Genomic DNA, 23,121 nt, shown 5'->3' on the forward strand with positions numbered 1-23,121 from the left:
CCCCGACCCGCCGTGCGGTCGCCGCCTCACAGGGCGGCGGAGATCTCCTCCAGGATCCGGTTGAAGGTGGCCGACGGGCGCATGACCGCCGCCGTCTTCTCCGGGTCCGGACGGTAGTAGCCGCCGATGTCCGCGCTCTTGCCCTGCACGGACAGCAGCTCCTCGGCGATCACCTGCTCGCTGTCCGCGAGCTTGGCCGCGATCGGCCCGAAGGCCTCCGCGAGCTCAGCATCCTCGGACTGCGCCGCAAGCTCCTGCGCCCAGTACAGGGCCAGGTAGAAGTGACTGCCGCGGTTGTCGATCGAGCCGAGCTTGCGCTGCGGGGACTTACCCTCGTTCAGCAGCGTCTCCGTGGCGCGATCGAGCGCCGCGGCGAGCACGCCGGCGCGAGCATTGTCCGCGGTGCGAGCCAGATGCCGCAGAGACTCCGCGAGCGCCAGGAACTCGCCGAGCGAATCCCAGCGCAGGTAGTCCTCCTCCAGCAGCTGCTGCACGTGCTTGGGGGCCGAACCACCGGCCCCGGTCTCGAACAGCCCGCCGCCGTTCATCAGCGGCACCACCGAGAGCATCTTCGCGCTCGTGCCCAGCTCCATGATGGGGAACAGGTCGGTGAGGTAGTCGCGCAGCACATTGCCCGTCACCGAAATGGTGTCCTCGCCGCGGCGCACCCGGGCGAGTGTGTGCTTCGTGGCCTCCACGGGGGAGAGGATCCGGATGTCCAGGCCCTCGGTGCTCTCGCCGTCCACATCCTCCGCCAGGTACTGCTTCACCTTCGCGATGAGGTTGCGGTCATGGGCGCGGGAGTCATCCAGCCAGAACACGGCCGGCATCCCGGAGATGCGCGAGCGGCGCACCGCCAGCTGCACCCAGTCACGGATCGGCGCATCCTTGGCCTGGCAGGCGCGGAAGATATCCCCGGCGGCCACGTCATGGCTCATGAGCACCTGACCTGAGGCATCGCGGACCTCCACGCGGCCCGGCGCGGCGATCTCGAAGGTCTTGTCGTGGGAGCCGTACTCCTCGGCCTTCTGCGCCATCAGCCCCACGTTCGGGACGGTGCCCATCGTCGTCGGATCGAAGGCGCCGTGCTCCTGGCAGTCCTCGATCGTGGCCTGGTACACCCCGGCGTAGGAGGAGTCCGGGATCACCGCGAGGGTGTCCTGCTCCTGATCGTCCTTGTTCCACATGTGCCCGGAGGTGCGGATCATCGCCGGCATCGACGCGTCGATGATGACGTCGCTGGGCACATGCAGGTTCGTGATGCCCTTGTGGGAGTTCACCATCGCCAGGTCCGGGCCGTCGGCCATGTCCTGCTCGATCGCGGCCTCCACCCCGGCGCGGACCTGCGGATCCAGGGTCTCCAGGCCGGCGAGGATGCCGCCCAGACCGTTGTTGGGGGACAGCCCCGCAGCCTCGAGCTGCTCGCCGTACTGTGCGAACACGGTGGGGAAGTAGGCCCGCACGGCGTGCCCGAAGATGATCGGGTCCGAGACCTTCATCATCGTGGCCTTGAGGTGAACCGACAGCAGTACCCCCTTCTCCTTTGCCGCCGCGACCTGGGCGCGCAGGAACTCCTGCAGTGCCGCAGCGCGCATGATCGTGGAGTCCACCACCTCACCGGCCAGCACCGGCACGGTCTCCTTGAGGACCGTCTCGCTGCCGTCCTCGCCCACATGCACGATCGTGAGGGTGTCCTCGCTGTCCATCACCACGGACTGCTCATTGGCGCGGAAGTCATCGGCCTGCATCGTTGCGACAGAGGACTTCGAATCCTTCGCCCACTCGCCCATGCGATGCGGGTGGGCCTTCGCGAAGTTCTTCACCGCCGCGGGGGCACGCCGATCCGAGTTGCCCTCGCGCAGCACCGGGTTCACCGCCGACCCCTTCACGGAGTCGTAGCGGGCCCGCACGTCCTTCTCCTCCTCGGTCTGCGGGGGCTCGGGGTAGTCCGGCAGCGCGATGCCCTGGCCCTGCAGCTCCGCGATCGCGGCCTTCAGCTGCGGCACGGAGGCGGAGATGTTCGGCAGCTTGATGATGTTCGCCTCGGGGGTCTGCGCCAGCTCGCCCAGCTCCGCGAGAGCATCGGCCTCACGCTGCTCTTCGGGCAGCAGATCGGAGAAGGCGGCGACGATGCGGCCGGCCAGGGAGATGTCGCGCGTGGTGACGTCGATCCCGGCGGTGTCGGAGAAGGCGTCGAGGATGGGCAGGAACGAGGCGGTGGCCAGCATCGGCGCCTCGTCGGTATGGGTGTAGATGATGCGCGCCATGGGCAGCGGTCTCCCTCGGGTCGATGGAGCAGGTGTCTTGACGTCAAGACTAATCGACGGCGGCCGACGGGCGGCCGGGCGTCCGGACCCCTCCACGGTACGTCCCGCGGCGGCGACCGGGATGGGCCGACGGGTCACTCCTGCCCGTCGGGCTCCTCATCGGTGACTGTCACATCCCAGGGCGTCGAGAGGATCAGGTGAGTCGTGCCCTCGGCATCCCGCGTCAGGGCGGCGCCGTGCGCCGTGTACGTGCCCGGGGAGAGGGCATAGCCGGAGCAGGTCTCATGACCCACCCGGGCGAGCTCCGACAGCGTCGTCCCCTCCGCGGACACCCAGTGCAGCGGCGCCAGCTCGGCATTGCGGGCCCCTGCGACGATCCGCCCCGTGTCCGGGTCGGTGAGCACCACCGCCGGCAGCAGCGCACGCGTGCCCGGCTCCTGCGTCGCGAACGTGAGCGACGCCGTGACCGCGGGCGTGGTGTCCTCCTCGGTCGCGACAGTCGAGATGTTCTCGGTGCGATCGCCGAGCTCGAGCGTCACCCCGGCGCCATCCCCGACCGGCTCGAGCCTCGCGCCGCAGCGCAGCGGCGAGGGATCGATCCGCCCCTCGTCCTCGGGGGCAGTGACCACGCCCGGCACAGGACGGACCTTCCCACCCGCCACATCGATCAGCACCGGTGCGGGGGCGGCCCAGCCGGAATCCCGCGCGGCGCGACCCTGCCCGCCATCACCGCGCAGCAGCAGTACGTACTGCCCATCGGGCAGCGGCGCATCATCACAGGTGCCGAGCGTGAGCTTCGCGGTCGCCCGAGTGGGCGGCGGGCCATCGGAGGGGATCTCCACGCGCGCCCGCACCACGATCGGCGGGGCCGGTGCGCTCGGATCCGCGAGGTCCATGTCGTAGGGCTCGGCGACGGTTCCGCGCTGTTCGGGCTGCGCCGGAAGCACCAGCGCATCGGGGAAGAACCCGGTGTAGGCCTCCGGGTCATCGAGCTGAAAGGCGCCGGTGATCAGCACGTCATTGCCCTCGGCGCTCACGGACTCAGGCGTGAATGTGCCGCGGTTGCGCACCGGCACCGGGTCATCACCGCCCCCGGTGCCGCACAGCCACGCGGGATCAACCGCCGTGGTCGCCGCCTGCTCCACCTGTGCGGGATCCATCGGCGAGGGAGCGGCCGACGGGGCGGTGCCGCCGCTGCCGGGCAGGGCATCGCAGCCGGTGAGCGCGAGGCCCAGGGCGAGGACGGCAGCGGCGCGGACGGGGCGGCGCGGGGAGAGCGGCCGCGAGGGCGTGCGCATCGGCCGGACACTGGCGCTCTCATGCGCGGAGTGGGTGGAGGGGGCCCTGCCGGGGCGGGCGCGTGCGCTCGGTCGCGGTGCGCGTGCGCTCGGTCGTGGTGTACCTGTGCTCATCGGCGCCGCCTCCTTCCCCGGGTACGCTCGGTCCTCCCGCGGATCTGCACCAATCCGCGCGGTGCGCGGTGACACACCTGGAGCGAACGTACCCGACGGCACGGCCCCGTCGGGCGCACGGCGCTCGCCGTCTCCATCGGAAGGGTTCTGGGGCACCGGTGGTGCAGCGCCTTGATCCCCACGGCAGTGTTCACAGCACCAGCAGGGTCGCCGCCATGAGCGCCATTCCCGCCACCAGCGAGTAGATCGCAGCATGATGCTCGCCGGTCTCCTCCGCGGCGGGCAGCAGCTCATCCAGCGATACGAACACCATCACGCCTGCGACCGCCGCGAGCACCCCGCCCATCGCGGCGCCGCTCAGCAAGGGCGCCAGCAGCGCGAACCCCACCACGGCGCCGACCGGCTCCGCCAGCCCCGTCATCGTGGCCAGCCAGAACGCCGTCTTCCGAGACCCGGTGGCGCGCCGCACCGGCACCGCCACCGCGAGCCCCTCAGGAATGTTGTGCAGCGCGATCGCGGCAACCACGGGGATCGCGATCTCGGGAGACTGCAGCGCCGCGACGAAGGTCGCGAACCCCTCGGGCACGTTGTGCAGGGCCAGGGCGATCGCCGTGACCGTGCCGGTGCGCAACAGGCGTGCCCGCAGGGCGGTATCCGCGGCACGCTCCTCGGCGTCCCGCGTGTCATGGGCGGCGTCGATGCGGCCGGAGAACTCGTGCGGGCTCACGGCATCGGGCACCAGGCGGTCCAGCAGCATGATCACCGCGATCCCCAGGAAGAAGCAGCCCACCGCGATCGCCGTACCGTGCGGCGTGGTCTCACCGCCGGAAAGCACCGCGGCACCCTCGGGCAGCAGCTCCACGAAGGACACGTACAGCATCACCCCGGCCGAAAGCCCCAGCCCACCGGCCAGGAACCGCGGCCCCGTCCCGGGTCCGAGCACCGCGATGGCCGCGCCGATGCTGGTGGCACCGCCCGCGAGCAGGGTCAGGAGGAAGGCGAGAAGCACCCCTTGACCCTAGTGCGCCCGAGACGCGGGCGACGGGACCGCGCCACCGCGTCCGCTCCTAGACTTCTGTGCATGTCCTCACCTGCTGCATTCCTGGCCGTCACCGATCTGCGCGGGCGGCGCCTCGCTCCCGCCGAGCTCGAGGCGGCGCTGCCGCGCGCCGAGCTGGACGTTGAGGCCGCCGTGCAAGCGGTGCGGCCGGTCGTCGAGGACGTCGCCGCCCGCGGGGCCGCTGCGGTGCTCGAGGCCTCCGAGCGGTTCGACGGGGTGCGGCCGCCGCACCTGCGCGTCCCGCCTGCGGAGCTGCGCCGGGCGCTCGATGAGCTGGACCCGGCGGTGCGCGAGGCGCTCGAGACCTCCGCCGAGCGAGTGCGGGCAGTGGACAGCGCGCACACCCGCCCATCGGACGCGGTGCAGGTGGTGCCCGGTGGCACCGTCACCCAGCGCTGGGTGCCGATGCGACGCGTGGGCTTGTATGTGCCCGGCGGGCGCGCGGTGCTGCCCAGCTCCGTGGTGATGAACGTCGTGCCCGCCCAGGTGGCCGGGGTGGAGCAGATCGTCGTCGCCTCCCCGCCGCAGCAGGAGCACGGCGGCCTGCCGCACCCCACGATCCTTGCGGCCTGCGCGCTGCTGGGCGTGGACGAGCTGATCGCCGCCGGCGGTGCCCAGGCCATCGCATTGCTCGCCCACGGCGCGGAGGATCTCGGGGACGGAGCGGGGCTCGAGCGCGTGGACCTCGTCACCGGGCCCGGAAATGTGTACGTCGCTGCCGCGAAGCGCCTGGTGCGCGGCGTGGTGGGGATTGACGCGGAAGCGGGGCCGACGGAGATTGCGATCCTCGCCGACGGGCAGGCGGAGGCAGCGTTCGTGGCCGCAGACCTCATCTCCCAGGCCGAGCACGACCCGCTGGCCGCCAGCGTCCTCGTCACGGACGCAGCGGATCTGGTGGAGGCGGTGGAGCGCGAGCTCGCCGCCCAGGTGCCGCAGGCGCCGCATCGGGAACGGATCGAGCAGGCGCTGCGCGGGCCGCAGAGCGGCGTGGTGCTCGTCGATGACGTGGAGCAGGGGCTCGCGGTGGTCAACGCCTACGGCGCCGAGCACCTGGAGATCCAGACCGCGGAGGCGGAGGACGTCGCGGCGCGGGTGACCAATGCGGGCGCCGTGTTCGTCGGCCCCTACAGCCCCGTGAGCCTGGGCGACTACGCCGCGGGCTCCAACCACGTGCTGCCCACCGGCGGGACCAGCCGGTTCTCAAGCGGGCTGGGGGTGCAGACCTTCCTGCGCGGCATCCACGAGATCCGCTACGACAAGACGGCGCTCGAGGCTTCCCGGGGCGCGGCGACAGTGCTGGCCGCGGCGGAGGGGCTGCCCTCGCACGGCCGGGCCGTGGACGTGCGGTTCGATAAGCACCCTGCACGGCCCAGCTCGCGAAAAGCATCGCTTTCGACTCCAATCTGAGTCGGAACCCATGCTTCCCGTGCGGCCTGGGTGGCTGGGACCCTCAGCGCTGTGGCGTCTTGACCGTGGTGCGCTCGTCGCGCGTGAGGTAGGTGGCCGCGAGGCGCCAACCGAGCATGCCGAGCGCCGTCACGCCGGCGGTGACCGCGATGAAGCTCGGCTCAGTGCCGGCACCGAAGAGGGTCCGCACCGTCATGCCCGTCGCGACCGTGATCGCCCACACGAACACGCCGTGCGGCCACAGGCGGAACGGGGCACGCCAGGCTCGGATCGCAAGGTGCCCCAGCAGCACGCCGGCCGCGAACGGCCAGCCCACCAGGAACACGTTCTCCACGGTCAGCGGGTTGTTATGGGACAGCAGCCCCACGGCGACGAACACGAAGACCACGAGCAGATCGCCCACCAGGGCGCCGAGAGAACGGAACATCCCGTCAGGGTATCGCCGGGGGCGGGGGTGCCTAGAACCTGAGGCCCCACCCAGGCCCACCGCGCGCCCGCTCTGCCCCGTTCCCGCGCCGCGCCCGTGCTCTGCTCCGCGCCGCGCCCCCGCCCTGCTCCCGTGCCCGCGCCGCCCCGCGGACGCTCGGGCCGCTTGCAGCACCCGCGGATACGATGGGGCCCATGCCTGCCCAGCCCGATCTGCGCCCCGACGTGTCCGCGCTGCCGATCCCCCGCGAAGGCGTCGCCGGCGCCGCCCCTTACGGTGCTCCGCAGCTCGAGGTCGCGCATGCCCTGAACGTCAACGAGAACCCCTACGGGCCCTCCCCGGAGCTTGCCGCGGCGATCGGTCGCGCCGCTGCTGAGGCTGCCACTACGCTGAACCGCTACCCGGACCGCGAGGCCCTCGACCTTCGTGCTGACCTGGGAGAATATCTCGCCGCGGAGTCCCATATCCCGGCCCCACCACCGGAGCAGGTGTGGGCCGCGAACGGCTCCAACGAGGTCATGCACCAACTGCTGCTCGCCTACGGCGGGCCCGGCCGCACCGCCCTCGGCTTCACCCCGCACTACTCGATGTACCCCGAGTACGCGCGCGACACCTACACCGCCTGGGTCACCGCTGAGCGCGGCCCCGCCCCGGACTTCACGCTCGATGCCGCGGCCGTCACCGCCGCGATCGCCGAACATGACCCCGGCGTGGTGGTTCTCACCTCCCCGAACAACCCCACCGGCACTGCGCTCGACCTCGAGGTGGTACGCGCCGCCGCCCAGGCCCTCGCCCCGCGCCGCGGCCTGCTGGTCGTCGATGAGGCCTACGGCGAGTTCCGCCGCGACGGTGTGCCGAGCGCCCTCACGCTCCTGCTCACTACGCCGAACCTCGTGGTCACGCGCACGATGTCCAAGGCGTTCGCGCTCGCCGGTGCACGCCTGGGCTACCTCGTCGCGCACCAGGACATCGTCGACGCACTGCGCGTGGTGCGCCTGCCCTACCACCTCTCGGCCGTCACCCAGGTGGTGGCCCGCACCGCGCTTGCGCACCGGAAGGAGCTGCTGGGCACCGTCGCCCTGCTGCGCCGTGAGCGCGACGCCCTGGCCGAGCACCTGATCCAGCGGGGCCATGACGTCGCCCCGTCGGACGCCAACTTCGTCCTGTTCCGTTCCTTCGCGGACCGCCAGCACGTGTTCGAGCAGCTGCTCGCACGCGGGGTTCTGATCCGCGTGGTCGGCCCCGACGGCTGGCTGCGCGTGAGCGTGGGCACCGAGGAGGACAACATCGCATTTCGCACCGCCCTGCAGGAGGCCGACCCCCGATGACCAGCCCCGACTCTCAGAACACCGACTCTCAGAACACCGAGTCCCTGAACCGCGCGCCCCAGGGGTCCGATGAGGCGCTGCCCGCAGCCCGCCCCCGCCGCACCGCGAGCATCTCCCGCACCACCCGCGAGTCCAGTGTCGAGGTCACCCTGGATATCGACGGCACCGGCCAGGTGGATGTCTCCACCACTGTGCCGTTCTTCGACCACATGCTCACGGCGCTGGGCACCCACGCCCGCTTCGACCTGACCGTCAAGGCCACCGGTGACACCCATATCGACGCCCACCACACCGTCGAGGACACCGCGATCGTGCTGGGCCAGGCCCTGAAGGAAGCCCTCGGAGACAAGAAGGGCATCGCCCGCTTCGGCGACGCGATGGTGCCGCTGGATGAGGCCCTCGCCCAGGCCGTCGTGGACCTCTCCGGCCGCCCCTACTGCGTACACAGCGGGGAGAGCGAAGCCCAGGCCCTGCACCTGATCGGCGGGCACTTCACCGGCTCGTTGACCCGCCACGTCTTCGAGTCCCTCGCGCACCATGCCGCGATCTGCCTGCATATCCGCCTGCTGGCTGGCCGCGACCCGCACCATGTGGTCGAGGCGCAGTTCAAGGCCCTCGCCCGCGCGCTGCGCGCCGCCTGCGCGCACGATGACCGTGTCCTCGATGTCCCCTCCACGAAGGGAGCCCTATGAGCACCGCCGACCCGCGTGACCCGCACGATGACATCGACGCCGAGTTCGCCCGCCTGACCGAGGGGCTGAGCCTGGACGACGGTGACGCCCTGACCGTGGAGGACGTTCTGGCGGAGTCCGACGGTGGGGATGACACCCCTTGCATCGCCGTGATCGCAACCTCCGTGGCGACCGCGAAGGCCCTCGCCGGCATGATCCGCCTGGGCGTGGAGGCCCGCACCGACGGCCTGACCATCCCCGAGGGCACCCGCACCGTGGAGACCTCCACCGGCGCGATCGCCGTCGGCGCGCTGCAGGAGGCGGCCGCGCATGACCTGGCCGCCATCACCTCCACCGCCCTGCAGCGCAATGGCCTGGTGCTGTTCTGGCGCCGCGGCGACCGCATGACCGCCACCCGCTACATGACCGGCGAGCGCAGCGAGGACATCTCCCCGGTGATCGTGCTCGGCGCCGTGGATGACGTGGTCGAGGAGCTGCTGCTGGGCGCCCGCAGCGTCGAGGAGCTGGGGGAGGGACTGGACCCCGCGGCACTGTCCCGCACCGAGGCGCTGACCTGGATCGCCACCGGGAGGAAGCGGAAGTGACCGCCCAGCAGGCCACCGAGCAGGCCTCCCCGCAGGCCACCGGGCTGGCCGACCCGCCCGCCCGCGTGGTCGTGCTCGACCACGGGTCGGGGAACGTCCGTTCGGTGGTGCGCGCCCTCGAGGCCGTCGGCGCCGAGGTCCAGCTGACCGCGGATCGCACCGCGGCACTGGAGGCCGATGGGCTGGTGGTCCCCGGCGTCGGCGCCTTCGCCGCGACCGTGCAGCAGATCCGCGCCGTGGGCGGTGACCGCATCGTCGAGACGCGACTGGCCGGGGGCCGCCCCGTGCTCGGCATCTGCGTGGGTCTGCAGGTGATGTTCGACGCTGGCGATGAACATGGCGAGCGCAGCACGGGACTGGGGCAGTGGCCCGGCGAGATCACACGCCTTATGGCCGATGTGGTCCCGCACATGGGCTGGAACACCGTCGACGCGCCGACGGGCACCGCGCTGCTGGACGGTATCCAGGGTGAGCGCTTCTACTTCGTCCACTCCTATGCTGCGCGCACTTGGGAGCTCGATGCGGTCGGCCCCCTTGAGGCGCCGCTGGTGACCTGGGCTGAGCACGGCGGAGACCGCTTCATCGCCGCGGTGGAGAATGGCGCGCTGATGGCCACGCAGTTCCACCCCGAGAAGTCCGGTGAGGCCGGGGCGCGTCTGCTGCGCAACTGGCTGGGCACCCTGCCACGGTACGGCCGGGCGGAGGCGAGCGCATGATCCTCGCGTTCGTGATGCTGTTCGTCGGGGGGATGCTGCTGGGTGGCGTGTGGTCCTTTCACCGCTCCGGCAAGCCGTGGTGGATGACCGTCGGCCTTGCCGCCATCGCGATCGCGTGCCTGGCGATCTCTTTCTGGCGGATCCAGTCCGGCTGATCGGCACGGCCCGACCCTCCGCCGTCCCTGCCAATGCTGCACCCGAGCCCAGACCGTCACGCCCGCACTCGCACCCACCCTTCGCGCCCGCCCTCACGCCCGCTCTTGCTGTTCACCCGGTACGATCCGAGCCCCCGTCGCCCTCAAGGAGGCACCCCATGACCGCTCCCGTGCTCGACCTGCTGCCCGCCGTCGACGTCCAGGACGGCCAGGCCGTGCGCCTGGTCCAGGGGGAGGCAGGCACCGAGACCGCTTACGGCGCCCCGCTGGATGCCGCACTGACTTTCCAGGAGGGCGGCGCGCAGTGGCTGCACCTGGTGGATCTCGATGCCGCCTTCGGCCGCGGCTCCAACGCCGCACTGCTCGCAGAAGTGGTCGCTGCCGTGGACATGAACGTGGAGCTCTCCGGCGGTATCCGCGATGACGAGTCCCTTGCCGCGGCCCTTGCTACCGGCTGCCGGCGCGTGAACCTGGGCACCGCGGCGCTCGAGAACCCCGAGTGGACCGCGGAGGTGATCGCCGAGCACGGTGACCGCATCGCCGTGGGCCTGGACGTGCGCGGCAGCACCCTCGCCGCCCGCGGCTGGACCCGCGAGGGCGGCGACCTGTGGGAGACGCTCGAACGGCTCGATGCCGCCGGCTGTCAGCGCTACGTCGTCACAGACGTCACCAAGGATGGCACCCTGCGCGGCCCGAATGTGGAGCTGCTGCAGAAGGTGTGCGAGCGCACGGACGCGAGGATCGTCGCCTCCGGCGGGGTGTCCTCCCTGGCGGACCTCGAGGCGCTGCGGGCCCTGGTCCCGCACGGCGTGGAGGGCGCGATCGTCGGCAAGGCCCTGTACGCGGGGGCTTTCACCCTCCCCGAGGCGCTCGAGGTGGCGGGCCGGCCGTGACCGCCCGGCGCGAACTGCCGGCCCACTTCCAGGACAAATCCCCGCTGACCGACACCGCCGGGGTGCCGTGGAAGGGCCGCGACTACACCACCAGCCCCTTCCCCGAGGACGACGGATCCTGCCCGCCGGTGCTCCGCACCGCGCTCGAGCAGCTGCACGAAGGGCAGGACCCCTACCGGGCGGGCCTGGTCGCCGCCCTGGCGGCCTCCCGCGTGCTGGTGCCGATCATGGCCGTCGGCACCGAAGAGACGATCAGCGCCCACGGACTGACCTCCGACAACGGCGCCGACATGGCGATGGTCACGATCACTGCGGCCGATGGGTCCCGCGTGCTGCCCGTGTTCACCTCCGTCACCGAGCTGTCCCGCTGGCAGGGCACGGCCCGGCCCGTCCCCGTCGTGACGGCGCAGGCAGCGCAGGCCGCCGTGCAGGAGGGCTGTACCGCCCTGCTGGTGGATGCCGCGCGTCCCGACGAGCCCGGCCCGGTGCTGCTGCAGCGCTCAGCTCTGTGGGCCCTCGCCCAGGGCCGCACCTGGGTGCCGCCGCATGAGGATCCTGAGGTCGCCGCGGAGCTCGAACAGATCGCGGCCCAGGTGCCGACGGTGCTCTCCCTCACCGCGCAGCCGGGTCAGTCCAGCGAAGTCACGCTCGTGGCCCGGCTCGTGGAGGGCCTGGATCGCACTGGACTGCAGCAGGCGGTGCAGGCGATCAGCTCAGCCCTCGGGGACAGCCCGCTGATCGCCGAGCGGATCACCTCGCTGAAGCTCTCGCTGTCGCGCTGAGCACGTTCCGTCCAGCGCACGGCGGTCTCGCGCGCGAGAACCTGAGATAGTGCCTCCCGGACCCGACGCCCATCGGGCCTGTGGACACCGGCGGTGACAAGGAGGGGACATGGCTCTGCAGGGGTACCGTGCGGCGCTGCGCACCCCGGGCGTCCCCGTGGTGCTGACCATCGGTTTCCTGGCCCGCATCCCGTTCTCCACGATCGGGATCCTGCTGACCCTGCACACCGTGATCACGCTGCAGGAGAGCTTCTTCTCCGCGGGGCTCGTGGTCGCCGCCTCGACGCTCGGCATCGCGATCGCCTCCCCGCTGCGTGGGCGGCTGCTGGACCGCCACGGACTGCGGCGCGCCGTGCTGCCCTCGCTGCTGTTCCAACCGCTCATCCTCGCTGTCGCCACGCTCGTGCCCTATTCGGCGCTGGTGCTGCTGGCACTGGTCGGTGGTCTGTTCGCGATGCCGGTGTTCGCGATCGTGCGCACGTCACTGTCGGTCCTGGTGCCGGCCGATCAGCGCCGCACCGTCTTCTCCCTCGACTCGGTGTCCACGGAGCTGGTGTTCATGCTCGGCCCGGCCGCGGCGACGATCGCCGCGGTGGCGCTCGGCACCACGACGGCGCTGCTCGTCGTCGCCGGGCTGATCGTGCTGGCCGGGATCGGGATCATGCTCGCGAACCCGCCCACTCGCAGCGATCAGATCATGCTGCCCACCCGTCTGCCGCGCGCCCTGGAGGCCGCTGAGTCCGGGATGCTCGCCACCGGGGAGGCGCATCATGAGGCGCGCGTTGCCCAGAACCTCACCACCGGGCAGATCCCCGTGATCGACGAGCGCACGGGCCGTCCGGTCCATGAGCTGCCCGCCCCGTCGGTGCGGCCGCATCTGCTGACCCTGGGCGGGCTGGCGCTGCTGGCCGCGACGCTCGTCGGGTCGCTGCTGATCACTGCGACGGACCTGACGGTCGTCGCGTTCCTCGAGGGCGATGGGAACACCACGGCGATCGCCTGGGTACTGGCGATCTGGTGCGCCGGGTCGGCGATCGGCGGGTTCGTCTACGGGGCGAGCGCCCGGGACATCGGCCCCTTCACCGTGCTGCTCGCCCTGGGGGTGCTGTCCCTGCCGATCGCGGCCTCGCAGTCGGTGTGGATGCTCGCGGTCACGACTTTCGGGGCAGGCCTCGCGCTGGCCCCGATCATCACCGCGACCGGGGAGGCGATCGCCCGCCGCGTCCCCGAGCAGGTGCGGGGGGAGGCGATGGGCTGGCATGGCTCCGCCCTCACTGCTGGAGCGGCGGTCGGTGCCCCGCTGATCGGCGTGGTCATCGACCTGGCCGGACCACGCGTGGGGATCCTCGTGGGGTCCGCCCTGGCGATCGCTCTCGCGCTGACCGGTTTCGTACTGCGCGCCTGGCGGCTGCGGCGCACCCGCCGCCGCCTGGCCGGGTAGGCCCCGGGACGCAGCGCCCATGGTGGCCGGTCAGGTCAGGTGAGGGGCCGACGGTGGCGCCGCGTCCTGGGGAATGGGCCGACGGGGGCGCCGCGCCGGGTCAGCTGACGCGGCCGGTGTATTTCTCGCCCGGCGCCTCGCCAGGCGGATCGGGGAACGGCAGCGCCTCAGCGAAGGCCAGCTGGAGGGAACGCAGCCCATCGCGCAGCGAGCGGGCATGCACATTGCCGATCTCCGGTGCCGCCGCGGTGACCAGCCCCGCGAGCGCAGTGATGAGCTTCCGCGCCTCCGAGAGGTCCTGATAGTTGCCGGTCTCCTCGTCATCGGCGAGGCCCACCTTCACCGCCGCGGCGCTCATGAGGTGCACGCAGGCGGAGTTGATGATCTCCACCGCGGCCACATCGGCGATATCCCGCAGCTCAGCAGCCGCCTCCGCGTCCGTGGTCGCCGGACCGCCGCTCTCAGTCGCGGGGGAGGCGTGGTGCTCGGGGCTCGGCGCAGTTCCGGTCGGCTCAGTCTTACTCGCCTCAGTCGTGCTCGCCGCAGTCGTGCTCGGCTCGGAGCTGGTCGGCTCTGTCATGGGGCTCCTTCATCGGGTTTGGCGTCATCGGGAAGGGCGCGAATTCTCTCGATCCGACGCACCGGGGTGGAAAACACTTGCGGTTCAGCCTGCCAGGGGCAGCTCGATCGTGAGGTCCCCGTCCAGCTCGAGGTGCAGTGCGGCGGGCTCGCTGCCGATGGGCGCGTCGAACACGGCGACGAACTCACGGGTCTCGCCGACGGGGATGGGCCGGGTGGAGGCCGAATCGGAATCGCGCGCATAGGCGGAGATCGCAGCGGCCGAGCTGGGGATATTCTCTCCTGCCGCCGTTGCCAAGGTGACGCGATCTGCGGTCAGCTGGAGGGTGCGCTCGCTGTCATTGGTGATCTCCACGATGACCGCCACGAACTGCCCCTCGGCCGTGACCTCGGTGGCGCCGCTGCCCACGGAATCCAGTCCCGTCTCCGTCCTGAGTTCAGCGACCGTTACGCCGTCGACCTCCACGGGCCCCGCGTCCTGCCCGGACCCATCGGAGGTATCGGCGGATGCGGTGGCCGCGGGGGCAGTGCTCTCCCCGTCCGCGGGCAGTGTGCGCACCACGAGGAATGCACCGCCCACGGCGATCACGAGGGCGAGCACCCCCACGAACGCCGCGGCGACGACGAGCAGGCGGCCCCGACCGGGATCACGCTGTTCAGGTGGCGTGACCAGAGCGGGCCGACGGTTCGGGCGGGCTGGGCGCGGTGGGGGAGTGGGGAAGCCCTCGGGAACCGGGCGCAGGACCGCGCGCGCCGTGGTCTGATTGCGCAGGCGGGTCTGCGTGGACGGCTCCGGCTCCGACGGATCCTCAGCGAGATCCTGCAGCGGGGCCGTCGGCTCATCCGCAGGCGAGGCCCCCTCCGGGTGCGATGGCTTCTCGGCGTGCGCCTCCCCGGTGCCCGGATCCTCAGTGCTCGATGGTGCATCCGCAGGCGACGGCTCAGCGGGAGTGAGCCCCGTCGGGATCTGCTCGGCGTGCTCACCCTGCTCAGCGCGCTGAGGCTGCTCGTCAGGGGTCTCGCGATCCGTCGCCACCGCTGCTCCTCATCGTTCGATATCGTTCGATCGCTCGACTGCGCTGCAGACTGCTCAACTGCTCTGCATGCAGCTGCACTGCGCTGCGCGACGCACATCACCTGGACCCACGCCGTTTCGCTGGTAGGATAGTCGACCGGAACAGGACGAGACCTCGCCCGTTCCCGCAAGTGGAGTCCCCTCCCACCTCGTGACGACCGGCCGCGGACAGCGGCCAGCAGTTGCCGGGTCAGCATCGCCACCGGGCCATCGTGCCCGGGAGCAGGTAGCAGCGCCAGTGGCGCTCGGTGCCCGCTCCGCTCACCCTGGGGCCTCCGCACGGATTCAGCGGGGGCCTTCGTCGTGTCCCGCCCCAACTCGAGGTGAGGAGCCACCATCAGCGAACAGCGCATCAACGGTCAGATCAGGGTCCCCAAGGTCCTCCTGGTCGGACCTGCCGGCGAACAGGTCGGCGAGGTTCGGGTCGAGGACGCCCTGCGTCTCGCCCAGGAAGCCGATCTCGACCTGGTCGAGGTTGCCCCCGGAGCGAACCCCCCGGTCGCCCGGCTCATGGACTACGGCAAGTACAAGTACGAGGCCAACCTGAAGGCCCGTGAAGCGCGCAAGAACCAGGCGAACACGGTCCAGAAGGAGATCCGCATGGGTCTCAAGATCGACAAGCACGATTACGAGACCAAGCGCCGCAACGTTGAGAAGTTCCTGTCCGGTGGCGACAAGGTCAAGGTCCAGCTGCGTTTCCGCGGCCGCGAGCAGTCGCGTCCCGAGATGGGGGTGCGCCTGCTGGAGCGCCTGGCGGAGGACGTCAGCGAGTACGGGTTCGTCGAGTCGCGCCCGCGACAGGACGGCCGCAACATGGTGATGGTCTTCGGGCCTCACAAGAAGAAGGCCCAGGCCATGGCCGAGGCCCGCAAGCGCAGGAGCGACGCCGAGAAGGCCGCCGCCAAGGCGAAGGACGAGAAGTCCCAGCCGGCGAACGGATCCGACGACGCGTCCTGAGAACGGAACGAGGAGAACAGGCACATGCCGAAGAACAAGACCCACTCGGGCACCAAGAAGCGGGTCCGCGTGACCGGTTCGGGCAAGCTCATGCGTGAGCGGGCGAACGCCCGCCACCTGCTGGAGCACAAGTCCTCCACCCGCAAGCGCCGCCTGGGCAACGACACCGAGGTTGCCAAGGCCGATGTCAAGCGCATGAAGAAGCTGCTGGGCCGCTGAGCGCCCCGCGCAGGCCAGCGCCTGCGCCCTGAACATTTCGATCGAAGGAGTATCACGTGGCACGCGTGAAGCGGGCGGTCAACGCCCATAAGAAGCGTCGGGAGATCCTCGAGCAGGCCAGCGGCTACCGCGGTCAGCGCTCGCGCCTGTACCGCAAGGCGAAGGAGCAGGTGCTGCACTCGCAGACCTACAACTTCCGCGACCGCAAGAAGCGCAAGGGTGACTTCCGTCAGCTGTGGATCCAGCGCATCAACGCTGCGGCCCGCGCCAACGGAATGACCTACAGCCGCTTCATCCAGGGCCTGGGCCTGGCTGGTGTCGAGGTGGACCGTCGCATGCTCGCCGAGCTCGCCGTGAACGACGCCGCGACCTTCGCCGCCCTGGTCGAGGTCGCCAAGGACGCCCTCCCCAAGGACGTCAACGCCCCCGCGGCCTGACACGCGCATCGCAGCACGACCGCGATGACCGAGCGCCCGGATCAGCCCGTCCCCACCTCGCCCCGCTCCGAGCGGGTGCGGCGTGCGGCGGCGCTGACCGGGCGCTCGGCGCGTCGCAAGCAGGGACGCTTCCGCGTCGAGGGGCCGCAGGCCGTGCGCTCCCTGCTGCAGCACCGCCCTGAGCTGGCGCGCGAAGTGTTCACCACCGAGCGCGGCGCCGACGAGCACCCCGAGCTCGGGGACCTCGCGCGCCCGGCCGGGGTGCCGCTGCGTGTGATCGACGAACCGGTGCTGCGCGCTATGGTGCGCGAGAACCCCGGCGGGGCCGACGGGGCCGCAGCCCCCGGAGCTCTGGTCTCCCCGCAGGGCGTGGTGGCGGTCGCGGACTTGCCCGGCGCCGACCCCACCGCCGCGATCCAGGCGCTCCACACGCTGCCCGCTGCGGACCCCGTGACCGTGGTCGTGCTGCATGAGGTGCGCGACCCCGGGAACGTCGGCACCCTCCTCCGCACCGCCGATGCGGCTGGCGCGGACCTGGTGCTGCTGACCCGCACGAGCGCCGACCCGTACTCCCCGAAGGCCGTCCGCGCCTCCGTCGGATCCCTGTTCCACCTGCCGGTCCTCACCGAAGCAGCGATGGACGAGGTCCTGCCGGCGCTGGCCGAACACGCCATCACCGCAGCTGCCACCAGCGGGTATGCCGCAGCTGATGTGTTCGCCGCGGAGCTTCCGCCTCGCATCGCCTGGATCTTCGGGAACGAAGCGCACGGCCTGGATGAGCAGACCCTTGAGGCCGCGCCGCTCGCCGTGCGGATTCCGTTGGCCGGGCACGCCGAATCCCTCAACGTGCACACCGCCGCGACCGTGTGCCTGTTCGAGACGCTCCGCCGCCGACGGGAGGGCGCATGAGCATGAGCGCTCCGCGCACCCGGCCCGCCGCCCCGCAGCAGGCTTTCCCTCGCCGGGTCGGCCACACGGCGGAGAGCGCGATCCTCGCGGTGCTCGTACTGCTGACCCTCGCGGCGGCCTTCGCGGGCATGGCGGCGACCGGCGCACTGCGACCCGCCGCCCTCGTGCCCGCCTCACCCCTGGTCACCTGGGGTTTGCCCGCCGCACGGGTGCTCCACCACCTGGGCGTGCTACTCGCCATCGGCGCTGGAGGCACCGCGGTGCTGCTCCTGCCCGGCCCGGGCCGCCGCGACGTGCACACCCTGCACCCGCCGCGCCGTCGCGCCGTGCGTCTGGCCGGATACGGGGCGCTGCTGTGGACCATCGCGGCACTCGCCCTCATCCCCCTGGGCGGTCTCGAGGCTGCGGGCGCCGGAAGCGGCCTGAACGTCTGGCAGGTGGCACTCAGCACGGAGCTGGGCCGCATCCAGCTGAGCATCGCGATCCTCGCTGGCTGTGCCACCCTGCTCCTGCTGTTCGCCCGCGGCACGGTCATGGCCTGCTGGGGTCTTGCGTTCGCGGGCCTCGGCGTGGGGGCGCTGGGGCTTGCCGGGCATGCCGGCGCGAGCCTGGACCACATCAACGCCGTGAACGCCATGATGCTGCACTTGGTGGCGGTCGCCGTCTGGGCCGGTGGCCTGCTCGCCATCGCGTTGCTCGCACCGGGCCTCACGGAGCAGGACCTCGCCACCACGATCCGCCGCTTTTCCCCGTGGGCGCTCGCTGCGGTGGTGACGATCGCGTTCAGCGGGCTGCTGTCGGCCTCGATCCGCCTGGCCGGCTGGGGGGATCTGCTGACCACCGGTTACGGGCAGGTGGTGCTGCTGAAGACCGTCGGGCTGCTGGGGCTGGCCGTGCTCGGTGCGGCGCAGCGCGCACGCCTGGGGGAGCGCGTGCGCTTCCGCCACCTCGCGCTCACCGAGGGGGTGGTGATGGCGCTCGTGATCGGGGCATCGATCGCCCTGGGCCGCTCCGCCCCGCCGGTGCCGCAGGAGATCCCCGCCGTCGGAGATCTCACGGTCCTCTCGCTCGTGGGGTATCTGCCGCCGGAGCAGGAATTCTCCCCGCTGGCCCTGCTGACTGTGTGGCATGCGGACTGGGGTTCGATCGCGATCGGTGTGGCGATGGCCGGGTTCTACCTCGCGGGTGTGGCGCGGCTGCGTCGGCGTGGGGACGACTGGCCGTGGGTGCGCACCATCTGCTTTCTGGCTGGTTGCTTCGCTTTCATCTGGGTCCTGAGCGGCGGGGCCGCCGCGTGGGGGAAGTTCCGCTTCGACGCGCACATGGTCCAGCACATGGCGATGATGATGATCGTCCCGCCGCTGTGGGTGCTGGGCGCCCCCGTCACCCTGCTCACACGCGCGGTCGCGCCCCGCACCGACGGGTCCCGCGGCATCCGCGAGTGGGTGCTCGCCGCCCTGCATTCGGGGTATGCGCGGTTTGTGTCCTCCCCGCCGATTGCCGGGCTGCTGTTCGTCGGCTCCCTGGTCATCTTTTACTTCACTCCGTTGTTCGAGGCGGCGATGTACCACCACCTCGGGCACATCCTCATGAGCTTCCACTTCCTGGCCTCGGGGTACCTGTTCGCGTGGGTGCTGATCGGCATCGACCCCTCCACAAAGCCCATCAACCCGGTGCTGAAGCTCATCACCCTGCTGGTCACCCTCGCGTTCCACGCCTTCTTCGGGGTGGCACTGACCAGTGCGACGTGGATCATCGCGCAGGACTGGTATCAGGACCTGGGCATGTACTCCCTGGAGCGGCTGGAGCTGATCCAGGTGCGCGGCGGCTCGATCATGTGGGCGATCTCCGAAGTGCCCACCGTCGGCTACGCGCTCATCGTCGCCGTGTGGTGGATGCGCAGCGAGGACCGTCGGGCGCGGCAGTGGGACCGCAAGGCCGACCGCGACGGGGGCGCGGAGCTCGAGGCCTATAACCGCTACCTCGCCGGGCTCGACAAGCCGGAGAACTGAGCGGGGGCGGGCCCGTGCTCGACATGCCGTCCCCGCCTGCCGAGTGCACTGATCTGTGGCGATATGGAGACGTATCGGTGTTCTCGGCGGCGTGGTGGTGGCGTGTCGTCAGCGCCGACCGCTCGCGCGGCATCGTCACCTCGCTCATCGCCGAGCATGACGGCGACCGCGCCGCCGCGTTCGCCGCCGAGCATCCGGCCTGGGGCGGCCAGGCCCCGGTCTCGCTGCGCTGGATTCTCACGCACATGATCGGGGAGTACGCCCGCCATCACGGCCACGGGGACCTTCTGCGCGAGGCGATCGATGGGCAAACGGGGGAGTAGAGACCGAGCGGTCGGGCACCATGCCCTCATGACGGCCGTTCCGACCGCCCCGCGCCAGCACGAATACCCGATGCCCCCGGGCATCACCGCGCTGCTGGCCCTGCGCGATGTGCTCATGGGGAGCAGCCTCGCCGCGTTCATCGTCTTATTCCTGGTACTTGCCATCATGCTGCCGGTGGAGACCGGTGTCTTCGACGGCGCGGAGTGGCTCGACATCGACGCTGTGGATCGGCGGTCGCGCGCCGCGATGGTCAGCCCGCTCGTCGTGGGTTTCGGCGGCCTGTCGGTGATGTTCGTGGTGCGCGCCTTGCACGGCAGGTTCGAACGGAAGCACCTCCTGCGGATCTTCGCCGAGGCCGCGCAGCCCGAGCTGCTGGTCCCGATCCGGCGCCAGCGGGCCAGTCTCAGCCGGGAATCCTCCACCGGGCTGGCGGTGCTCGGCTTCGGCGGTGTGCTGATGGGCCCGATCGTCGCGATCAGCGTGTTCGCCGGCAGCGTGAGGGACTTCTGGTATCCGCTGCCGATCGGCGTGCTGATGACTGTGGTGGGCGTGCTCTTCCTGCGCAGCCAGCTGAACGCCGCGCCACTCTCCCACCAGATGCAGCATGACCTGGACCGAGCATGGGGAAAGCAGGCGGTAGAGAACCTGCGCCGGCTCGCCGAGGAGCAGGAGCTCGAGCTTCCCTCCGTCGATGATGAGTATCCGCGCGGCCGACGGGTCTGGCGGGCCGTGGGCTCGGTGGGGATGGCCGCCGGGAGCTTCCTGCTCGGGGCGTGGGGAATTGGTGCGACCATCATCGCGCCGATCGTTCAGCCCTGTCAGGACTGCGATCCGCTGGACTTCAGCGGGGACCTCGAGAATCTGGGCACGATGCTGGGCCTCATCCTCACACTGCTCGGTATCGCGGCGGTTCTCGGCGCGGTCCTCACGCTGGTGGGCGGGGTCGGCATCGCGATGGCCACCTGGCAGGAGGAGCGCACCCTGCGGCGGATCATCGCGGAAGGCCGCGAGGGCCAGGTGCGCCCGTCCGCCCAGGAGCTGGAGGTGCATGCGGGGGACCGGCCGATGCTGCTGCAGACCGGTCAGGTGGTGCTGGGCCTCGGCGTGCTCATCAGCACCCTGGGGTTCGCGGTGCGTTTTGACACGGTGGAGATGGCGCTGGTGGAAGAGCCCCCGCTGTGGTGGTTGAACACCCTGCTGGTGGGCATCGTCATCATGCTGGCAGGCGCAGCGGTGATCGCCGTGGCACGTTTCGTCTTCGCCGTGCGGGCGAACACGATCCGTCACGCCTGGCCGCTGCCGGAGCTCGATGACGACGACGAGGACGACGGAGGCCACGGGGCCTGAGCCTCACGCTGAGCCCCCGGGGCCAGGAAAAGCAGCGGCTTCGAGAACGCCGCGGCCGCGAAGATGCGGTCACGAGTAGGCGGCGGTCACGAGAAGGCCGCGCTCGCGAGACCGCGGCGGTCGCGCGGCCGGGCCCCGAACCAGCCCGGCCCCGCGCCCCTCAGAGCCAGTCGCCGCGCGCGGCCTCCTGCTCGGCGCCGATGGTGGTGTCCGGGCCGTGCCCGGTGTGCACCACCGTGTCCGCGGGCAGCTGGAACAGCCGCTCGCGGATCGACTCCTCGATCGTCTCGCGGGAGGAGAAGGAACGGCCGGTCGCACCGGGCCCGCCCTGGAACAGGGTGTCGCCGGTGAACACCGCACCGAGCTCCTCGCTGTAGTAGCAGGTGGAGCCGGGGGAGTGGCCGGGGGTGTGCATGGCCTCGAGGTTCACCCCGGCGATGGTGAACATGTCGCCATCGGCCACATCGTCATCCCAGGGCAGATCCCCGTGGGTGAGCTGCCAGACCTCACGGTCCGCGGGGTTCAGCAGGATCGGGGCCTCGAGCGCCTCGGACAGCTCAGGGGCGAAGCGCACATGGTCATCGTGGGCGTGGGTGAGCAGGATGCCCACGCATTCGCGGTCGCCGACGAGCTCTTCGACGGCCTCGACGCTGTGCGGGGCGTCGAACACGATGCACTGCTCATCGTCGCCGAGCACCCACACGTTGTTGTCGACCTCGAAGGTCTCGCCGTCCAGGGTGAAGGTGCCGGAGGTGGTGGTGTGGTCCAGTCGTGCGGTCATCGCAGTCTCCTCAGAAGTCATGGTGCTGGTGTGGTGCTGGCGTGGGGTGGGCCAGTGCGCTCAGGCGCCGATCATCGCGACGGTGCGCAGGTTCATGCCGTCATGCAGACCATTCAGGGCCGCATCCACGCCCTCGAGGTCGGTGCGGCCGGTGACGAAGCGGTCCAGCGGCAGGCGCCCCTGCTCGAACAGGTCGATCAGGTACGGGAAATCCCGTTCCGGCAGGCAGTCGCCGTACCAGGAGGACTTCAGCGCCCCGCCTCGGCCGAAGACGTCCAACAGCGGCAGGGTCACCTCCACGCCGGGGCGCGGAACGCCCACGAGCACAACGCGGCCGGCGAGGTCACGGGCGTAGAACGCAGTCTCGTAGGTCTGCGGGATGCCGACGGCGTCGACCACCACATCGGCCCCGAAACCGCCCGTGAGCTCGCGGACCTTCTCCGCAATCTGCTCGGGGGAGAGGTCCTTGGTGGACAGGGTGTGGGTGGCGCCGAGCTCCTTTGCGGCAGCGAGCTTCTTCTCGTCCAGATCCAGGCCGATGATCGTCGTGGCCCCGGCCATGCGGGCGCCGGCGATCGCGGCGCAGCCCACACCGCCCAGGCCGATCACGGCGATCGATTCGCCGCGCTGGATCTGCCCGGTGTTCACGGCGGCGCCGATCCCGGCCATCACCCCGCAGCCCAGCAGCCCGGCGACCTCCGCCGGGGCGTTCTTCGAGACCTTCGTGCACTGGCCCTCGTGGACCAGGGTCTTCTCGGCGAAGGAGCCGATGCCCAGCGCCGCCGTGAGCTCGGTGCCGTCGGTGAGGGTCATGGGCTTCGACGCGTTGTGGGTGTCGAAGCAGTACTGCGCGACGCCCTTGCGGCAGGCGCGGCACTGCCCGCATACGGCTCGCCAGTTCAGGATCACGTAGTCGCCCACTGTCACGTGGGTGACGTCCTCGCCGACCTGGGAGACGTAGCCGGCAGATTCGTGGCCTAGCAGGAAGGGGAAGTCGTCGGTGATGCCGCCGTCGCGGTAGGCGAGGTCGGTGTGGCACACGCCGGTGGCGGCGATGTCCACCACGACGTCGTTCGGGCCCGGATCGGGGATGACCACATCCACGAGCTCGGCGGGCTGGTTCGCGGCGCGGGCGATGACGCCCTTGACGGTCTGAGACATCGGGGGTCCTCTCGTCGAGAGCAGGGGTTTCCCGTCAGCCTATCGGGCCGATACCGCTCGTGATCGGTTCCGGGTCGACCACAGCGGGGACACCTCGGCGCACCGGGGCCCGGCCCCCTAGAATGGTCAGGTCCTGTGCGGTCCGCCCTGCCTCTG

Annotated in this window: 24 protein-coding genes; 16 read left to right on the forward strand and 8 right to left on the reverse strand. The window is 71.0% G+C overall.

Annotation, left to right across the window (positions count from 1 at the left end; all coding sequences use genetic code 11):
• Window positions 1-26: 26 nt before the first annotated feature.
• The 3 genes from CJ197_RS12055 to zupT all read right to left on the reverse strand — a co-directional run bounded on the left by CJ197_RS12055 (window position 27) and on the right by zupT (window position 4,688).
• Complete coding sequence (locus CJ197_RS12055; protein WP_102236995.1) at window positions 27-2,267, reverse strand: NADP-dependent isocitrate dehydrogenase; 2,241 nt, start codon at window positions 2,265-2,267, stop codon at window positions 27-29.
• Between the two features lie 134 nt (window positions 2,268-2,401).
• Entirely contained in the window at window positions 2,402-3,565 is a 1,164-nt protein-coding gene (locus CJ197_RS12060) for a hypothetical protein (RefSeq protein WP_102236996.1), read from the reverse strand.
• Between the two features lie 304 nt (window positions 3,566-3,869).
• Window positions 3,870-4,688 (reverse strand): zinc transporter ZupT, encoded by an 819-nt coding sequence (gene zupT / locus CJ197_RS12065; RefSeq protein WP_102236997.1) that lies wholly within the window; start codon window positions 4,686-4,688, stop codon window positions 3,870-3,872.
• Window positions 4,689-4,760: 72 nt separating this feature from the next.
• Here zupT and hisD point away from each other — a divergent pair, with 72 nt between their 5' ends.
• Entirely contained in the window at window positions 4,761-6,146 is a 1,386-nt protein-coding gene (gene hisD / locus CJ197_RS12070; protein WP_102236998.1) for a histidinol dehydrogenase, read from the forward strand.
• Window positions 6,147-6,189: 43 nt separating this feature from the next.
• On the opposite strand, the gene CJ197_RS12075 is transcribed toward hisD, so the two are convergent.
• A complete protein-coding gene (locus CJ197_RS12075; RefSeq protein ID WP_102236999.1) occupies window positions 6,190-6,573 on the reverse strand; it encodes a DUF3054 domain-containing protein in 384 nt (127 codons plus the stop codon).
• Window positions 6,574-6,758: 185 nt separating this feature from the next.
• Between CJ197_RS12075 and CJ197_RS12080 the strand changes: the two genes are divergently transcribed.
• From CJ197_RS12080 to CJ197_RS12110, 8 genes are all read left to right on the forward strand, one after another.
• A complete protein-coding gene (locus CJ197_RS12080) occupies window positions 6,759-7,901 on the forward strand; it encodes a histidinol-phosphate transaminase (protein WP_102237000.1) in 1,143 nt (380 codons plus the stop codon).
• Entirely contained in the window at window positions 7,898-8,593 is a 696-nt protein-coding gene (hisB, locus tag CJ197_RS12085) for an imidazoleglycerol-phosphate dehydratase HisB (RefSeq protein ID WP_233190910.1), read from the forward strand. Before CJ197_RS12080 ends, hisB begins: the two co-directional genes overlap by 4 nt.
• Window positions 8,590-9,177 (forward strand): hypothetical protein, encoded by a 588-nt coding sequence (locus tag CJ197_RS12090; RefSeq protein WP_102237001.1) that lies wholly within the window; start codon window positions 8,590-8,592, stop codon window positions 9,175-9,177. The genes hisB and CJ197_RS12090 overlap by 4 nt, the downstream gene beginning before the upstream one ends.
• A gap of 44 nt (window positions 9,178-9,221) precedes the next feature.
• Window positions 9,222-9,893, forward strand: a complete 672-nt coding sequence (gene hisH, locus CJ197_RS12095; protein ID WP_158239490.1) for an imidazole glycerol phosphate synthase subunit HisH — start codon at window positions 9,222-9,224, stop codon at window positions 9,891-9,893.
• The gene (locus CJ197_RS15400; protein WP_199173927.1) at window positions 9,890-10,048 is read left to right on the forward strand and encodes a hypothetical protein; all 159 of its coding nucleotides are present in this window, start codon (window positions 9,890-9,892) and stop codon (window positions 10,046-10,048) included. Before hisH ends, CJ197_RS15400 begins: the two co-directional genes overlap by 4 nt.
• A 158-nt stretch (window positions 10,049-10,206) precedes the next feature.
• Window positions 10,207-10,941, forward strand: a complete 735-nt coding sequence (priA, locus tag CJ197_RS12100; RefSeq protein ID WP_102237003.1) for a bifunctional 1-(5-phosphoribosyl)-5-((5-phosphoribosylamino)methylideneamino)imidazole-4-carboxamide isomerase/phosphoribosylanthranilate isomerase PriA — start codon at window positions 10,207-10,209, stop codon at window positions 10,939-10,941.
• Window positions 10,938-11,723, forward strand: coding sequence for an SseB family protein (locus CJ197_RS12105; protein ID WP_102237004.1), 786 nt, complete (start codon window positions 10,938-10,940; stop codon window positions 11,721-11,723). Before priA ends, CJ197_RS12105 begins: the two co-directional genes overlap by 4 nt.
• Window positions 11,724-11,832: 109 nt before the next feature.
• Window positions 11,833-13,164 carry an MFS transporter gene (locus CJ197_RS12110; RefSeq protein ID WP_102237005.1) on the forward strand — a complete coding sequence of 444 codons (1,332 nt, stop codon included), beginning with the start codon at window positions 11,833-11,835 and terminating at the stop codon, window positions 13,162-13,164.
• A 100-nt stretch (window positions 13,165-13,264) separates the two neighbouring features.
• On the opposite strand, the gene CJ197_RS12115 is transcribed toward CJ197_RS12110, so the two are convergent.
• On the reverse strand, window positions 13,265-13,582 hold the full coding sequence (locus CJ197_RS12115; RefSeq protein ID WP_102237036.1) for a DUF1844 domain-containing protein: 318 nt from the start codon (window positions 13,580-13,582) through the stop codon (window positions 13,265-13,267).
• 246 nt (window positions 13,583-13,828) lie between these two features.
• Window positions 13,829-14,779, reverse strand: coding sequence for a hypothetical protein (locus CJ197_RS12120; RefSeq protein ID WP_102237006.1), 951 nt, complete (start codon window positions 14,777-14,779; stop codon window positions 13,829-13,831).
• 423 nt (window positions 14,780-15,202) lie between these two features.
• Between CJ197_RS12120 and infC the strand changes: the two genes are divergently transcribed.
• The 7 genes from infC to CJ197_RS12155 all read left to right on the forward strand — a co-directional run bounded on the left by infC (window position 15,203) and on the right by CJ197_RS12155 (window position 21,023).
• Complete coding sequence (gene infC / locus CJ197_RS12125; RefSeq protein ID WP_233190923.1) at window positions 15,203-15,775, forward strand: translation initiation factor IF-3; 573 nt, start codon at window positions 15,203-15,205, stop codon at window positions 15,773-15,775.
• A 24-nt stretch (window positions 15,776-15,799) separates the two neighbouring features.
• A complete protein-coding gene (gene rpmI, locus CJ197_RS12130) occupies window positions 15,800-15,994 on the forward strand; it encodes a 50S ribosomal protein L35 (protein WP_102237008.1) in 195 nt (64 codons plus the stop codon).
• Window positions 15,995-16,050: 56 nt separating this feature from the next.
• Window positions 16,051-16,431 carry a 50S ribosomal protein L20 gene (gene rplT / locus CJ197_RS12135; RefSeq protein ID WP_102237009.1) on the forward strand — a complete coding sequence of 127 codons (381 nt, stop codon included), beginning with the start codon at window positions 16,051-16,053 and terminating at the stop codon, window positions 16,429-16,431.
• Window positions 16,432-16,455: 24 nt separating this feature from the next.
• A complete protein-coding gene (locus CJ197_RS12140) occupies window positions 16,456-17,340 on the forward strand; it encodes an RNA methyltransferase (protein WP_102237010.1) in 885 nt (294 codons plus the stop codon).
• Window positions 17,337-19,352, forward strand: a complete 2,016-nt coding sequence (locus CJ197_RS12145) for a cytochrome c oxidase assembly protein (protein ID WP_233190911.1) — start codon at window positions 17,337-17,339, stop codon at window positions 19,350-19,352. Before CJ197_RS12140 ends, CJ197_RS12145 begins: the two co-directional genes overlap by 4 nt.
• Before the next feature lie 77 nt (window positions 19,353-19,429).
• Complete coding sequence (locus tag CJ197_RS15765) at window positions 19,430-19,675, forward strand: DUF664 domain-containing protein (RefSeq protein ID WP_369801544.1); 246 nt, start codon at window positions 19,430-19,432, stop codon at window positions 19,673-19,675.
• A 28-nt stretch (window positions 19,676-19,703) separates the two neighbouring features.
• A complete protein-coding gene (locus CJ197_RS12155; RefSeq protein WP_102237012.1) occupies window positions 19,704-21,023 on the forward strand; it encodes a hypothetical protein in 1,320 nt (439 codons plus the stop codon).
• Window positions 21,024-21,183: 160 nt separating this feature from the next.
• Here the strand turns inward: CJ197_RS12155 and CJ197_RS15215 are convergent, their stop codons facing one another.
• Complete coding sequence (locus CJ197_RS15215) at window positions 21,184-21,804, reverse strand: MBL fold metallo-hydrolase (RefSeq protein WP_158239486.1); 621 nt, start codon at window positions 21,802-21,804, stop codon at window positions 21,184-21,186.
• A 60-nt stretch (window positions 21,805-21,864) separates the two neighbouring features.
• The gene (locus CJ197_RS15220) at window positions 21,865-22,965 is read right to left on the reverse strand and encodes an S-(hydroxymethyl)mycothiol dehydrogenase (protein ID WP_158239487.1); all 1,101 of its coding nucleotides are present in this window, start codon (window positions 22,963-22,965) and stop codon (window positions 21,865-21,867) included.
• Window positions 22,966-23,121 lie beyond the last annotated feature (156 nt).

The sequence above is a fragment of the Brachybacterium sp. UMB0905 genome (genome assembly GCF_002871795.1).
In the GTDB taxonomy this organism is placed as follows: Bacteria; Actinomycetota; Actinomycetes; order Actinomycetales; family Dermabacteraceae; genus Brachybacterium.